Origin of the sequence: Actibacterium ureilyticum (assembly GCF_002285435.1) — a bacterium.
Lineage (GTDB): Bacteria > Pseudomonadota > Alphaproteobacteria > Rhodobacterales > Rhodobacteraceae > Actibacterium_C > Actibacterium_C ureilyticum.
Genome location: NZ_NSBT01000011.1, coordinates 30,499 through 45,157, shown reverse-complemented (window position 1 = coordinate 45,157; position 14,659 = coordinate 30,499). Strand labels below are relative to the sequence as shown.

The window sequence follows — 14,659 nt, the reverse complement described above, 5'->3', positions numbered from 1 at the left end:
GGCTTTCGGGCCCGCCGGATACCCCGGGCAATCCCGCCCCAAGGAGAGCGGCTGACACGCATCGGCTGCCGGACAAAGCAAAATGAAGATGGAGTAACAAAATGCGTCACGCAAAAGGCTATCGCCGCCTGAACCGCACCCATGAGCACCGCAAGGCGCTGTTCGCCAACATGGCCGGTTCGCTGATCGAACACGAACAGATCAAGACCACCCTGCCCAAGGCAAAGGAACTGCGCCCGATCGTTGAAAAGCTGATCACGCTGGGCAAGCGCGGTGACTTGCACGCCCGCCGTCTGGCCGGTTCGCGCCTGAAGCAGGACCAGCACGTCGCCAAGCTGTTCGAGGTTCTGGGCCCGCGCTACAAGGACCGCCAGGGCGGCTATGTCCGGATCCTGAAAGCCGGCTTCCGCTATGGTGACATGGCGCCGATGGCAATCATCGAATTCGTCGACCGCGATGTCGATGCCAAGGGCGCGGGTGACAAAGCCCGAGTCGCTGCAGAGCTTGCAGAAGAAGAATAAGAGAGCGTCTCGCTCGTAAGAAAAACCCCGCTGTTATCGCAGCGGGGTTTTTTTGTGTCATTTGCGCCGGAATTTATACGGACTTCGGTTCACAAATTGATGACGAACTGTCCAGATGCGCCGAAATATCGGCAATCATGTGTTTCAGTTGCGCGTCTCCCACAGGGGTTGCCCCCAGAAATTCCAACAGATCAGACCGGACATTGTCCGGGAATTGCATGACTTGGGTAAAAAGATTTGGATGGATATTTTTCACTTGCTACTCCGGTATTTGCATCGCACGCGCATCGTATTCGTAAGTAGCAATTTAAGGTTGACTGGATTCGCTGCAACTTGTCTAAAAAGACATGTTCAAAAAGTCAGTCTTCGATCGTGAACTTCAAATGATGGGCGACCTGTCGCCCCTGGGGTATTTTCTGGGTTTGCACATCCGGTTTACCTCGCCTCTGATGTCGTTTCAGACGTATGACCCGGCTTGGACCGAACATTATACCAATAATGGGTATGTCCTGCGCGATCCGATGACCGCGTGGGGTTTTTCTACCACCGGATGGACACGGTGGAGCAATGAAGAAGTACCCGATCCGTTCGGCATCTTTAAGGAAGCGGCTCGGTTCGGGTTGAAATACGGCGTTACGATCTCCTGTGGGCCCATAAGCTCCAGGACAATTGCGAGTGCGGGGCGTGCAGATCGGGAATTCGAGGACTCCGAGATCGAAAGGATCGAGGCCCTCGTCCGTCGGCTTCACGACATGACCGAGCCTCCGCAAAAGCTGACAAAAGCACAGGTCGAAGCGCTTAAGTACATTGCGGATGGCGACCGGTATGCAGCGGCCGCTGCCAAACTGGGTATCTCGGAAAGTGCGCTCAAAGCCCGCCTGACGTCTGCGCGTCAACGGTTGATGTCACGCACCACTGCCGAAGCGATACAGCGCGCAAAGGACTACGGTCTGCTCTGACAGGCAGCAAGATCCGCGCTGTCATTGGACGGCCTTCCGCAAGGTTAACTGTCAACTTACCTAAACCTGCTGGAGGCTTATATGCAAACGACGACTCTTTCTTTCGAAAACCTGCACAACCACGGTGAACTGTTTGCGAACATGCTTCGCGCAAGGCGCGAGTTGTTCATTGTGCACAATAAATGGGACCTGCCCGAGGCCCTGGGCATGGAATACGACCAGTATGACACCCCGGCCAGCCGCTGGGTTGTGGTCCATGACGACATGGGCCGCGTTCTGGCCGGAAACCGGCTGACGCCGACCACGGCGAAATGCGGGATCTATACCTATATGATCCGCGACGCACAGCTTGGCCTGCTGGACACGATCCCTTCGCACCTGCTGTATGACGAGGCCCCGGTCAGCGAGACTGTCTGGGAAAGCTCGCGCCTGTTCGTGGCGCATGACGTGCCCGCGCGGATCCGGCGCCGGGTGCACGCCCAACTGGTCTATGAGCTGGCCAAGGCGGCGCGCGGCCTGGGTGCCACGCAGTGTCTGACGCTGCTGAATGCGAACTGGCCGCGTTGGGCGGGCCGCGTCGGCGTCGACATGACCGCCATGGGGCCGGTGATGGAAATCGACGGGATCAAGAACCAGGTCGTGTCGATGAACTTCGCGTCGAACCTGCACTGAGACCCCGGTCGACCCAAGTGCTCTTGTCCCCTCCGCGATCTGCTGCGGGGGGGATTGTTTGACCGGTTGAACTCGGCCCCGCGGCTGCGCATATCTTGCACGACAGATGCAGGAGGGGCGATGAGAGTTATTGCTGCGGCCATCATCGGATTGCTGATGTGGCAACCGGTTCATGCCGAAACCCGCGTGCCGGGCGACGCACAGGAAATCACGCTCAGTTTCGCGCCGGTCGTCCGGCAAAGCGCCCCGGCGGTGGTCAATATCTATGCCCGGCGCGTCGTGTCCGAACGCCGCGCCACGCCATTTGCCAACGACCCGTTCTTTCGTGATTTTTTCCGCGAGTTCGGCCGCTCTGCGCCGCGGGTGCAGAATTCGCTGGGCTCGGGCGTTGTGCTGTCGGCAGACGGGCTGGTGGTGTCGAACTATCATGTGGTCGGGCAGGCGACCGAGATCCGGGTCGTTCTGAACGATCGGCGGGAATTCGACGCCCAGGTGCTGTTGGCCGATCAGGAGGCGGATCTGGCGATCCTGAAGCTTCAGGATGCGCGCGATCTGCCCGCGCTGGAGCTGCGGGATTCCGATACGCTGGAGGTGGGCGAGCTGGTGCTGGCCATCGGCAACCCGTTCGGGATCGGTCAAACGGTTTCCAGCGGGATCGTGTCAGGGCTGGCGCGCGCGGGCACATCCATTGGCAGCGGGCGCGGGCTGTTTATTCAGACCGATGCCGCGATCAATCCGGGCAATTCCGGCGGCGCGCTGGTCGATACGGCCGGGCGCCTGATCGGGATCAACACCGCGATCCTGACCCGGTCGGGCGGCTCGAACGGTGTGGGCTTTGCGATCCCGTCGAACCTGGTGGCGCAATTCGTGGCCCAGGCGCTGGACGGGCAGGACCAGTTCCTGCGCCCCTGGGCCGGTGTGACCGGTCAGGCGGTGGATGCGGCCCTGGCCGAGGTTTTGGGCCAGGATATCCCCCAAGGGGTCGTTTTGTCCGGCCTGCATCCCGCCAGCCCGTTTGCCAAGGCGGGCCTGCAGGTGGGCGATATCGTGTTGCGCATCGGGGATGATCCGGTGAACTCGCCGCAGGAAATGATGTTCTACATGACGGCGGCCGGGATTGGCGCGGATATCGACGTGCATTACCTGTCGGACGGGTCGGCTGAAACCACGCGGGTGGCGATGGTCGCGGCCCCGGAAACACCACCACGCCGTGCGGTCACGATCGGTGCACGCAGCACATTGGCCGGTTTGGCGGCGGTCAATGTGAACCCCGCCGTGGCGCATGAATACAAACTGTCCGTGGATCAGGGCGTCGTCATCACCGACCCCGGGCCGGTCGGCGGCCGCGTCGGGCTGCGGGCGGGCGATGTGCTGCTGTCGGTCAATGGCGACGCGATTGCCGATACCGCTGATCTGGAACGCGCAGCGGCATCCGACCGGCGCGGTTGGTCGGTGGAATACATCCGTGGCGGCCGGCGCAGCGTCTTGCGCTTTCGCGTGTGACGCGGCTGGCCTAGACTGCGTTCATGGCGGATCTGTTCGACCAGCATGACGAAACCACGCCCCAAGGCAGCGCGCCGCGCCCCTTGGCCGATCGGCTGCGCCCGCGCAAGCTGTCGGATGTGATCGGTCAGGACCAGGTGCTGGGCGCCGATGCGCCGCTGGGGGTCATGCTGGCCTCGGGCAGTTTGGGGTCGCTGATCCTGTGGGGGCCGCCGGGGGTGGGTAAGACCACCATCGCGCGGCTTCTGGCGGACGAGACCGATCTGCATTTCGTGCAGATCAGCGCGATCTTCACCGGCGTGCCGGACCTGCGCAAGGTGTTCGAGGCCGCCAAGCACCGCCGCGCGAACGGGCAAGGCACGCTGCTGTTCGTGGACGAAATCCACCGCTTCAACAAGGCGCAGCAGGACGGGTTCCTGCCGCATATGGAGGACGGCACGATCCTGTTGGTCGGCGCCACGACCGAGAACCCGTCTTTCGAGCTGAACGCCGCGCTGCTCAGCCGGTCGCAGGTTCTGGTGCTGGAGCGGCTGGATCTGGCGGATCTGGAGCTTCTGGCGCAACGGGCCGAGCACGAGTTGAACCGCGCCCTGCCGCTGGACGGTCCCGCGCGCGAGGCGCTGCTGGAGATGGCCGATGGCGATGGCCGGGCGCTTTTGAACCTGATCGAACAGGTCGCGGCGTGGAAGGTCGACGGCAAGCTGGACACCGACGCGCTGACCACGCGGCTGATGAAGCGGGCGGCGAAATACGACAAATCGGGCGACGAGCACTACAACCTGATCTCGGCCCTGCACAAATCGGTGCGCGGCTCGGACCCCGATGCCGCGCTGTACTGGTTCGCGCGCATGCTTGAAGGCGGCGAAGATCCCCGGTTCCTGGCCCGCCGCATCACCCGCATGGCGGTCGAGGATATCGGCCTGGCCGACCCGCAGGCGCAGACGATCTGTCTGGATGCCTGGCAGGTCTATGAACGGCTGGGCAGCCCCGAGGGCGAGCTGGCACTGGCACAGGCGCTGACCTATCTGGCGCTGGCGCCGAAATCGAATGCCGGTTACGCGGCCTATAAGAATGCCCGCGCCGCGGCGCGCAAGACCGGCAGCGAACCACCCCCCAAACACATCCTGAACGCGCCCACCAAGCTGATGCAGGAACAGGGCTATGGCGAGGGCTATCAATACGACCACGACGCTGCCGACGGTTTTTCCGGCCAGAACTATTTCCCCGACGGGATGAAGCGCGGCGTCTATTACAGCCCGGTGGAACGCGGCTTCGAACGCGAGCTGAAACGGCGGCTGGATTACTTCGCCAAGCTGCGCGAGCGCCGTATTTCCGGCGCGGAGTAAGCGGCGAACCGCGCACAGACCCTGTGCAAAATCAAAAAAGTGACCGGTTGTCCGAATTTTTCTAGCGTTTGACGCGTTGTCACATTGTGCGTGCAGTTTCGCGCCGCAACAATCGTCTGGAATTTAACCCCCTATGGAGCCTCACATGCGTACAGCTATTTTCGCCACTCTCGCACTTGCCCTTCCCGCGATTGCCTCTGCCGACCCGATGGAAGACACGATCGCCGCCCGTCAGGGCTTCTACAAGCTGCTGGGCGCCAATGTGGGCATCATCGCCGCCATGGCCAAGGGTGAAACCGATTACGACGCCGCCGGCGCCCAGACGGCGGCCGACAACATCGTGACGCTGACCAATTACAACCTGGCGCATGTCTATGTGCCCGGCACGTCGGCCGATGAATATCCCGGCAAGACCCGCGCGCTGGGCAAGATCTGGGAAGAATTCCCCGCCGTTGCCGAAAAGGGCGCCGGTCTGAAAGCGGCCGCGCTGGAAATGCAGGCCGCCGCCGGTCAGGGCCAGGGCGAGATGGCCGCCGCGCTGGGCAAGCTGGGCGGCGCTTGCAAGGCCTGCCACGACGACTATCGCGCGAAGTAAGCCGATGAAGACCACGCAGACAGAATTGCCGCCCGGCGTCGAAAAGGCCCGCATCTGGGATCTGGGCCTTCGGCTGTTTCACTGGGCGCTGGTGATCTGCGTGGTCACCGGCTGGCTGTTGGGGCGTTATGGCCCCAGCATCATGACCCTGCATTTCTATGCCGGTTATGCGGTGATTGGGCTGGTGGCGTACCGGCTGGTCTGGGGCTTTGTCGGCCCGCGCGCGGCCCGGTTCGTTCATTTCATCTATGGCCCCGGCACCACGCTGAACTATCTGCGCAATATCGGCGCGCGCAAGCCCAGCTATTGGCCCGGGCACAACCCGATGGGCGCGCTGTCGGTCTTTGCCATTCTGGCGGTGCTGATCTTCCAGACCGCGACGGGGCTGTTTGCGGACCCGGACGATTTCATCAATGTCGGGCCGCTGGCGAAATACGTGGCGACCGACACCGCGCAGGACATGGCGCGGCTGCATTATCGTGGCTCGCTGGCGATCCTGGCGCTGGTCGTGCTGCATATCGGCGCGATTGTCTTCTATAAGAAGTGGAAGAACGAGGATCTGATCCGCCCGATGATCACCGGTTGGAAGCTGGTGCGCCGCGACCGGCAGGGTTGACAACCGCGCCCGCGCGCCTGACTTAGGCGCCATGATCGGAACACTGGCACAAGTCGCCCTTGGCGGGGCAATCGGCGCGATGGGGCGCTATCTGACCGGCGTCGCGGCGGTGCGGTTGATGGGGCACGGCTTTCCCTGGGGGACGCTGGTGGTCAATGTCGTGGGCTCGTTCCTGATGGGGGTGCTGGTGGTTGTTTTGGCCAGGAAGGGCGGCAATGATCTGGCGCCGCTGCTGATGACGGGGCTGCTGGGCGGCTTTACCACGTTTTCCGCATTCTCGCTGGATGTGCTGACGCTTTATGAGCGCGGACAGGCCGGGCTGGCCTTCGGCTATGCCGCCGCTTCGGTTCTGGTCTCGCTCGCGGCGATTGCCGCCGCGCTGTGGCTGACCCGTGGGGCACTGGCATGAGCGGCGTCCAGACCATCGTGATCCCGCAGGACGAGGGCGACCAGAGGCTGGACCGCTGGTTCCGCCGCCGGTTCCCACATGTCAGCCAGGGCCGCATCGAAAAGATGTGCCGCAAGGGCGAGATCCGCGTCGATGGCGGCCGCGTGAAACCCGCCACGCGGGTCGAGGCCGGGCAAAGCGTGCGCGTCCCGCCGCTGCCCGAACCGGGCGAGGTCAAGGCGCAGCCGAAACCCGCCATGTCGGATGCCGACGCGAAGATGATCCAGGGCTGTGTGATCTATCGCGACGATCACATCATCGCGCTGAACAAGCCCCCCGGCCTGCCGACGCAAGGGGGCAGCAAGCAGACCCGCCATGTCGACGGGCTGGCCGAGGCGCTGAAATTCGGGCTGGACGAGAAGCCGCGCCTTGTCCACCGGCTGGACAAGGACACATCCGGCGTGCTGCTGCTGGCGCGCACCCGCCAGATGGCCAGCGACCTGACCGCCGCGATCCGCCACAAGCAGACGCGCAAGATCTATTGGGCCGTGGTGGCGGGCGTGCCGACGCCCTATCTGGGCGAGATCCGCTATGGTCTGGTCAAGGCGCCGGGCCATGGCGCCAAGGGCGAGGGCGAGAAGATGCGCTGCGTCCATCCGCGCGACGTGGATGCAACCGACGGCGCCAAGCGCGCGCATACGCTTTACGCCACGCTTTACCGCGTCGCCTCGCGCGCGGCCTGGGTCGCGATGGAGCCGATCACCGGCCGCACCCACCAGCTGCGCGCGCACATGGCCGAGATCGGGCATCCGATCATCGGTGACGGCAAATATGGTGGCTCGGGCCAGGAGAACCTGGGCGATGGCTGGGGCGCCAAGCTGGGCGGCATCATCTCGAACAAGCTGCACCTGCATGCGCGGCTGATGCGGTTCGAACATCCCGTCACGGGCAAGGACATCACCGTGACCGCGCCCTTGCCCGAACATATGCAGCGCACCTTCGACACGTTCCAATGGGCGCCCGATATGGCCGCCGAGGACCCGTTCGAGGCGCTGCAATGACCGATCTGCGGCTGGTGGTTTTCGATGTCGACGGCACGCTGATCGACAGTCAGGATGCGATCGTGACATCGGTCGGGCATGCCTTTGCTGCGCTGGGACGGCCCGTGCCGGACCGCGCAACGGTGCTGTCCATCGTCGGGCTGTCGCTGCCGCAAGCCATGGCGCGGCTGATGCCCGACCTGACCGAGGCCGGGGTGCAGGACGCCATCGCCGCCTATCGCGCGCGAATCCTGGAATTGCGCGCCGAGGCCGAGGGCGAAGGGCACGCGCCGCTTTATCCCGGGGCGCGCGACGCGTTGGACCGCCTGCATCGCCGGGACGAGCTGTTTCTGGGGGTTGCCACGGGCAAGGCCCGGCGGGGGCTGGATCATGCCTTTGCCAGCCACGGCATCGGGCATTATTTTCACACCTGCCAGACGGCCGATCATCACCCGTCCAAGCCGCACCCGTCGATGCTGCATCAGGCCTGTGACGACATCGGGATCGAACCGGGGCAGGCGATTATGTTGGGGGATACCAGTTTCGACATGGAAATGGGCCGGGCCGCGGGCTGCCGCACAATCGGGGTCAGCTGGGGCTATCACCCGGTGGCCGACCTGCGCGCGGCGGGGGCCGATTGCGTGATCGACAGTTTCGCGGCGCTGGACGCGGCGCTTGAGGCCGTATGGGGGATGGCAGATGAGTGAATGGGCGGCAAAGCGGTTCTGGACGCTGACCGGGATATCGGCCCTGAAGGACGGCTATGGCGTGCGGCTGGACGGCCGCCCGATCCGCACCCCGGCCAAGGTGCCGCTGGTCCTGCCGACCCGCGCCCTGGCCGAGGCGGTGGCCCGCGAGTGGGACGCCCAGGACGGTGTGATCGACCCCCAGACCATGCCGCTGACAAGGTCGGCGAATTCGGCAATCGACAAGGTGACACCGCAATATGATTCGGTGGCCGGGATCGTGTCGGCCTATGGCGACAGCGATCTGCTGTGCTACCGGGCCGAGGGGCCCGAGGCCCTGCAACAGCGCCAGGCCGCGCTTTGGGATCCGCTGCTGCGCTGGGCGCATCAGGCGCATGCCGCGCCGCTGTCGGTGACCAGCGGCGTGATGCATGTGGGCCAGGACAAGGACAGCCTGGCGCGGCTGGATGCCGCCGTCCGCGCCTGTTCCCCGTGGGAGCTGACGGCGCTGCACGATCTGGTGGCGCTGTCGGGGTCGCTGGTGATCGGGCTGGCCGCCGCCGCGGGCGCGTTTCCGGCGGCCGAGCTCTGGGCTACGTCGCGGGTGGACGAGCTGTGGCAGCAGGAACAATGGGGCGAGGACGACGAGGCGACGGCACAGGCCGCGTTGCGCGAAAAGGGCTTTCTGCAGGCCATGCATTTCCTGGAACTGGTCCGGGAATCGGACTGAGCCGCAGCGCGAATACGTCAAAGGCGGCTTTTTTGGGCAAACGCCCGGGAAAGCAGTTATTACGTACTGTATCGCCCGATTTTCAGACAGTGCCCTTGACGTTTTCCGGTGAATTCGCCCAAACTTGCAGCGCTCGTGGGCAGTATTGCCCGAACGAACGATCACCCGAATGGGACGGGAAACGAGATACGCCCCATCAATGGGGAACATCAGGAAGAGGTAAGTATGAAAAAAACCGTATTCTTTGGCGCGCTTATGGCCGCCGGTGTTGCAGCCGGTGCAGCCGCTGCCGCCACGCTGGACGACGTCAAGGCACGTGGCAAGCTGAACTGTGGCGTGGCCACGGGCGTGCCGGGCTTTGCGGCTCCGGATGCAAACGGTGAGTGGAAAGGCTTCGACGTTGCAGTTTGCCGCGCCGTCGCTGCGGCGGTCCTGGATGACGCTTCGGCAATCGAATTCGTTCCGACCACCGGCAAGACGCGCTTCACCGCACTGGCATCGGGCGAGATCGACATGCTGGCCCGCAACACCACCTGGACCTTCAGCCGCGACGTCGACCTCAAGTTCACCTTTGTCGGTGTGAACTATTACGACGGTCAGGGCTTCATGGTTCCCAAGGAACTGGGCGTGACATCGGCCAAGGAACTGGACGGTGCGACCGTCTGCATCCAGACCGGCACCACGACCGAGCTGAACCTGGCGGATTTCTTCCGCGTCAACAATCTCAGCTATGAGCCGGTTCCGATCGAAACCAACGCCGAAGCGCAGCAGCAATACCTGGCTGGCGCCTGTGACGTCTATACCACCGACGCATCGGGCCTGGCCGCGACGCGCGCCACCTTCGAAAATGCAGCCGATCACGTGATCCTGCCCGAAATCATCTCGAAAGAGCCGCTGGGCCCGCTGGTCCGTCACGGCGATGACGAATGGGGCGATATCGTGCGCTGGACCCTGAACGCGCTGATCGCGGCCGAAGAAATGGGCGTGACCTCGGCCAATATCGCCGAGATGTCGGCCGCTGCGGGCGACAACCCGGAAATCAACCGCCTGCTGGGCACCGAAGGCAACCTGGGCGAAATGCTGGGTCTGTCGGCGGACTGGGCCAAGAAGGCGATCATGGCCAACGGCAACTATGGCGAGATCTTTGCCACCAACATCGGTGTCGACACGCCGATCGGGCTGGCACGCGGCCTGAACGCACAATGGACCGAAGGCGGCCTGCTCTACTCGCCGCCGTTCCGCTAAGAACGACAGGCAGGGGCGCGGCACGATCCGCGCCCCTGCTTCCTTAAGGGCAACGACGCACCCTGGCAGCGACGGCCAAAGGCCGCGATAAAACAAGCCAAAGGGGCAACGGGGATTTCAATGACGACACTTACCGACCCGCCAAGGGAGTCGTTTCGGCTATCTATGCTGATCTACGACACCCGGTACCGGTCCATGACGATTCAGGTCGTCGCCATGATCTGTTTCATGCTGATGGCCGCGTGGTTGATCAACAACACCACGCAGAACCTGGAATCGCTGGGCAAGAAGATCGAATTCGGTTTCCTCGCCGAACCGGCCGGATATGACATCAATCAGCGCCTGATCGACTATACCTCGCGCGACACGCATCTGCGGGCGTCGTTCGTCGGGCTTCTGAACACGCTGCTGGTGGCGGTGATGGGCTGTGTGCTGGCCACCATCCTGGGCGTTTTCATCGGCGTGCTGCGCCTGTCCAAGAACTGGCTGATCGCGCGGATCATGACCATCTATGTCGAGATGTTCCGCAACGTGCCGGTGCTGTTGTGGATCGTGCTGTTCATGGCGGTGCTGATCGAGACCTTGCCAAGCCCGCGCGCCTTCAGGGGCGACAATGCCACCGCGTCGATGTGGCTGGGCGACACGATGGCGGTGACCAATCGCGGCGTCTATATCCCCGAACCGCTGTTCAGCCGCCCGCTGGGCGATCTGCCGGTGTTCGGCGCCTTCAACATCAGCCTGGAGCTGCTGCTGCTTGTGGCGATCCTGATCGCGGGCCTGTTCGGCGCGCGTGTGATCGGCAAGCGCGCCGACGCGGTGCAAGAGGCCACGGGCGACCGCCCGACCACCTGGTATATCCAGCTGGGCGTGGTGCTGTTGCCGCTCATCGCGGCGCTGCTGGCGATGGGCTTTCACCTGGGCTACCCCGAGCTCAAGGGGTTCAATTTCGCCGGTGGCATCCATATGCGCAATTCGCTGATCGCGCTGTGGCTGGCGCTTTCGTTCTATACCGCGGCCTTCATCGCCGAGATCGTGCGCGCGGGCATCCTGGCCATTTCCAAGGGGCAGACAGAGGCCGCGAATGCGCTGGGCATGCGCCCGGGCCGCACGATGCGGCTTGTGATCCTGCCACAGGCGCTGCGGGTGATCATTCCGCCGCTGATCTCGAACTATCTGAACCTGACCAAGAACAGCTCGCTGGCGATTGCGGTGGGGTACATGGACATCACCGGCACGCTGGGCGGGATCACCATGAACCAGACCGGGCGCGAGCTGGAATGTCTGCTGATGCTGATGCTGGTCTATCTGGCGATCTCGCTGACGATTTCGGGCGTGATGAACTGGTACAACGAACGCGTCAAACTGGTGGAGCGGTAAGATGAGCGATGTTTCCTTCGTCCGCACCGAAATGCTGCCGCAACAGGCCCCGCCGGCGACTTCGGTCGGCTTGGTGGGCTGGTCGCGCGAGAACCTGTTCTCGGGTCCGGTCAATTCGATCCTGACCATACTGTCGCTGATCTTCATCTATTTCGTCATCAGCGGCGTGCTGCATTGGGCGATCTCGCCCACATGGGCCGCCACATCGCTGGGCGAATGCCGCGAGATGATCGCCGCCGCCTATGGCGAGGGCGCGGGCCACAAGGCGTGCTGGGGGGTGATCCGCGAACGCTGGCTGCAGCTGATGTACGGGTTCTATCCGCCCTATCCGGTTGTGCCGAGCGCGAATTTCGGCGCCGCACCCGAAGGCGCCTGGCCGGCCTTCTTCCGGCCGAACCTGGCCTTTGTCCTGTTGGTTCTGGCGGTGGTGCCGGTGCTGTTTTCCAACCTGCCGCGCAAAATGCTGTGGATCACGGCGGCCTTTCCGTTCCTGCTGCCCTGGCTTCTGTGGGGCGGCACGTTGTGGACGCCGATCCTGGTCGCGCTGGGCTTTGTCATCGGCTATCTGGTGATGCGCTTCGCGGCCCCCGTGGTCGGGACCATCGCGGGGTTCATTCTGGCCGTGGCGGTCCCGCTGCTGTGGTGGGGTTTTGCGATCGGTCCGCTGGCGGACGCGTTTTCATCGGTGCTCCCGCTTGCGATCCCCGAGGTCCAAAGCCGTGATTTCGGGGGCTTCATGCTGTCGATCACCATCGGCGTCGTGGCCATCGGCTGTTCGCTTCCCTTGGGTATCCTGCTGGCGCTGGGGCGGCAATCGAACCTGCTGATCCTGCGCTCGATCTGCATCGGCTTCATCGAGTTCATTCGCGGCGTGCCGCTGATCACGCTGCTGTTCGTGGCCTCGACCCTGCTGAACATATTCCTGCCGCCGGGCACCAATTTCGACATCATCCTGCGGGTGATGATCATGGTGACGCTGTTCGCCGCCGCCTATATGGCCGAGGTGATCCGGGGCGGTCTGGCGGCCCTGCCCAAGGGCCAGTACGAGGGCGCCGACAGCCTGGGCCTGAACTATTGGCAGGCGCAGCGGCTGATCATCATGCCACAGGCGCTGAAGATCTCGATCCCCGGCATCGTGTCGACCTTCATCGGGGTGTTCAAGGACACCACGCTGGTGTCGATCATCGGTCTGCTGGACCCGATCGGCCTGTCGAACTCGATCCGCGCCGACCAGGCCTGGAACGGCATCGTGTGGGAGCTTTACGGCTTCATCGCGGTTCTGTTCTTCATCTTCTGTTTCTCCATGTCCCGCTATTCCATGTATCTGGAGCGCAAGCTTCAGACGGGTCATCGCTAAGGAGCCTTCCATGTCCGAACTTGCCGTTGATACCGAAATCGACCGTTCGAAGCTCAAGGTGAGCGACGAGATCGCAATCCAGATCACCAACATGAACAAGTGGTACGGGACCTTCCACGTGCTGCGCGACATCAACCTGACCGTGAACAGGGGCGAACGGATCGTCATCGCCGGGCCGTCGGGGTCGGGCAAATCGACGATGATCCGCTGCATCAACCGGCTGGAGGAACACCAGTCCGGGCAGATCGTCGTCGACGGGATCGAGCTGACGAGCGATCTGAAAAACATCGACAAGATCCGGTCCGAGGTCGGGATGTGTTTCCAGCATTTCAACCTGTTCCCGCATCTGACGATCCTGGAAAACTGCACGCTGGCGCCGATCTGGGTCCGCAAGGTTCCCAAGAAAGAGGCCGAGGAAACCGCGATGCATTTCCTGGAAAAGGTCAAGATCCCCGACCAGGCGCTGAAATATCCCGGCCAGTTGTCCGGCGGTCAGCAACAGCGTGTGGCCATCGCGCGCAGCCTGTGCATGAAGCCCAAGATCATGCTGTTCGACGAGCCGACATCGGCACTGGACCCCGAGATGATCAAAGAGGTTCTGGATACGATGATCGAACTGGCGCATGAGGGAATGACCATGCTGTGCGTCACGCACGAGATGGGCTTTGCCCGGCAGGTCGCCAACCGGGTGATCTTCATGGATCAGGGCCAGATCGTCGAACAGAACGAACCGGAAGAGTTCTTCAACAACCCCAAATCGGAACGCACCAAGCTGTTCCTCAGCCAGATCCTGGGGCACTAGGGATCGCGCGCGGCGGCCCTTACGGTCGCCGCGCCGCGTTTCAGTTGCCGACCCGCAGCGACCGGGTCGCCTCGACCGCTTCGGGCTCCTTGGGCGTATAATCGACCCGCACCTTGGCCCAGTATTGCACCCCCGTTGCCCGCTGATAGCCCGGCGCAACATCGATGATGGTGGCGATGGCGTCCTTGTCGGCCACGCCCAGAACCGGAACGGTGCGGAAATAGCTGGCATCGCGCGACGGATAGGCCTCGCGGATATTGACCTTGGTGGTCAGCCGCACCTTGGCCCCGGCAAGCGTTTCGGGCCCCTGCAGCGCGCTGTTCTGCCCGGTGATCGACCCGTCGGTCCAGCCGCGAAACGAATCCCATTCGCCCAGCCACATCACCCCTTCGCCCGCCGGTACGGTCGATTGTTGCAGGAAGCTGCTGCTGGCCGCGATCTCTTTCGCGGGGCTTTCCAGGATCGCCGCGGACGACACCTGGCGGCTGCCGCCATTGCGTTCGGCCAGCATCGCCACATCCTGTTTCAACTTTTCCAGTTCGGCGACCAGCTCGTTCAAGCGGGCGTCGTTCTGAACAAGTACCTGTTTGTCTTCCTTGCCGAATTTCGCTTCGGCGCCAAAGGCCTTGAGCTCATCCGGCAGCACATCGAGCGTCTTGGCGATGAAGATCAGCACAATGATCGCCAGCCCGATCATGCCCCATTCCAGCGGGCGGCGGTAAATCGGCCGAACGGGAACGGATGCGGGCGCAGTGGTGTCCGACATGGGACCCTCCATTGAAATCAGATTGAATAAAAATGTCTTCTACAATGGGGGCAGCA

The 14,659-nt window shown here is 63.2% G+C and carries 16 protein-coding genes; 15 read left to right on the top strand and 1 reads right to left on the bottom strand.

All coding sequences use genetic code 11. From position 1 onward, the window contains the following. Nucleotides 1-101 precede the first annotated feature (101 nt). From rplQ to CLM60_RS02120, 15 genes are all read left to right on the top strand, one after another. Nucleotides 102-521: a 50S ribosomal protein L17 gene (gene rplQ / locus CLM60_RS02190; RefSeq protein ID WP_095587588.1), complete on the top strand. Its 420-nt coding sequence runs from the start codon at nucleotides 102-104 to the stop codon at nucleotides 519-521. Nucleotides 522-904: 383 nt separating this feature from the next. Further along, entirely contained in the window at nucleotides 905-1,480 is a 576-nt protein-coding gene (locus CLM60_RS02185) for a helix-turn-helix transcriptional regulator (protein WP_245848112.1), read from the top strand. 81 nt (nucleotides 1,481-1,561) lie between these two features. Further along, nucleotides 1,562-2,152: an acyl-homoserine-lactone synthase gene (locus tag CLM60_RS02180; RefSeq protein ID WP_095587586.1), complete on the top strand. Its 591-nt coding sequence runs from the start codon at nucleotides 1,562-1,564 to the stop codon at nucleotides 2,150-2,152. 120 nt (nucleotides 2,153-2,272) lie between these two features. Continuing rightward, nucleotides 2,273-3,655, top strand: coding sequence for a trypsin-like peptidase domain-containing protein (locus CLM60_RS02175; protein ID WP_095587585.1), 1,383 nt, complete (start codon nucleotides 2,273-2,275; stop codon nucleotides 3,653-3,655). A gap of 23 nt (nucleotides 3,656-3,678) precedes the next feature. Further along, nucleotides 3,679-5,001 carry a replication-associated recombination protein A gene (locus tag CLM60_RS02170; protein WP_095587584.1) on the top strand — a complete coding sequence of 441 codons (1,323 nt, stop codon included), beginning with the start codon at nucleotides 3,679-3,681 and terminating at the stop codon, nucleotides 4,999-5,001. 145 nt (nucleotides 5,002-5,146) lie between these two features. Next, on the top strand, nucleotides 5,147-5,596 hold the full coding sequence (locus tag CLM60_RS02165; protein WP_095587583.1) for a c-type cytochrome: 450 nt from the start codon (nucleotides 5,147-5,149) through the stop codon (nucleotides 5,594-5,596). A 4-nt stretch (nucleotides 5,597-5,600) separates the two neighbouring features. Beyond that, nucleotides 5,601-6,212 carry a cytochrome b/b6 domain-containing protein gene (locus CLM60_RS02160; protein ID WP_095587582.1) on the top strand — a complete coding sequence of 204 codons (612 nt, stop codon included), beginning with the start codon at nucleotides 5,601-5,603 and terminating at the stop codon, nucleotides 6,210-6,212. 31 nt (nucleotides 6,213-6,243) lie between these two features. Next, the gene (crcB, locus tag CLM60_RS02155; protein ID WP_095587581.1) at nucleotides 6,244-6,621 is read left to right on the top strand and encodes a fluoride efflux transporter CrcB; all 378 of its coding nucleotides are present in this window, start codon (nucleotides 6,244-6,246) and stop codon (nucleotides 6,619-6,621) included. Continuing rightward, nucleotides 6,618-7,661, top strand: coding sequence for an RluA family pseudouridine synthase (locus CLM60_RS02150; protein ID WP_095587580.1), 1,044 nt, complete (start codon nucleotides 6,618-6,620; stop codon nucleotides 7,659-7,661). The genes crcB and CLM60_RS02150 overlap by 4 nt, the downstream gene beginning before the upstream one ends. After that, nucleotides 7,658-8,347, top strand: a complete 690-nt coding sequence (locus tag CLM60_RS02145; protein ID WP_095587579.1) for an HAD-IA family hydrolase — start codon at nucleotides 7,658-7,660, stop codon at nucleotides 8,345-8,347. Before CLM60_RS02150 ends, CLM60_RS02145 begins: the two co-directional genes overlap by 4 nt. Then, nucleotides 8,340-9,056: an ATP12 family chaperone protein gene (locus CLM60_RS02140; RefSeq protein ID WP_095587578.1), complete on the top strand. Its 717-nt coding sequence runs from the start codon at nucleotides 8,340-8,342 to the stop codon at nucleotides 9,054-9,056. Before CLM60_RS02145 ends, CLM60_RS02140 begins: the two co-directional genes overlap by 8 nt. A gap of 225 nt (nucleotides 9,057-9,281) precedes the next feature. Continuing rightward, nucleotides 9,282-10,301 (top strand): amino acid ABC transporter substrate-binding protein, encoded by a 1,020-nt coding sequence (locus CLM60_RS02135; RefSeq protein WP_095587577.1) that lies wholly within the window; start codon nucleotides 9,282-9,284, stop codon nucleotides 10,299-10,301. A 120-nt stretch (nucleotides 10,302-10,421) separates the two neighbouring features. Next, nucleotides 10,422-11,678: an amino acid ABC transporter permease gene (locus CLM60_RS02130; RefSeq protein WP_095587576.1), complete on the top strand. Its 1,257-nt coding sequence runs from the start codon at nucleotides 10,422-10,424 to the stop codon at nucleotides 11,676-11,678. A 1-nt stretch (nucleotide 11,679) separates the two neighbouring features. Then, entirely contained in the window at nucleotides 11,680-13,035 is a 1,356-nt protein-coding gene (locus tag CLM60_RS02125) for an amino acid ABC transporter permease (protein WP_095587575.1), read from the top strand. A 10-nt stretch (nucleotides 13,036-13,045) separates the two neighbouring features. Next, nucleotides 13,046-13,837: an amino acid ABC transporter ATP-binding protein gene (locus tag CLM60_RS02120; protein WP_095587574.1), complete on the top strand. Its 792-nt coding sequence runs from the start codon at nucleotides 13,046-13,048 to the stop codon at nucleotides 13,835-13,837. A 40-nt stretch (nucleotides 13,838-13,877) separates the two neighbouring features. Here CLM60_RS02120 and CLM60_RS02115 read toward each other — a convergent pair whose 3' ends face one another. Continuing rightward, nucleotides 13,878-14,603 (bottom strand): hypothetical protein, encoded by a 726-nt coding sequence (locus CLM60_RS02115; protein WP_095587573.1) that lies wholly within the window; start codon nucleotides 14,601-14,603, stop codon nucleotides 13,878-13,880. Between the last annotated feature and the right edge of the window lie 56 nt (nucleotides 14,604-14,659).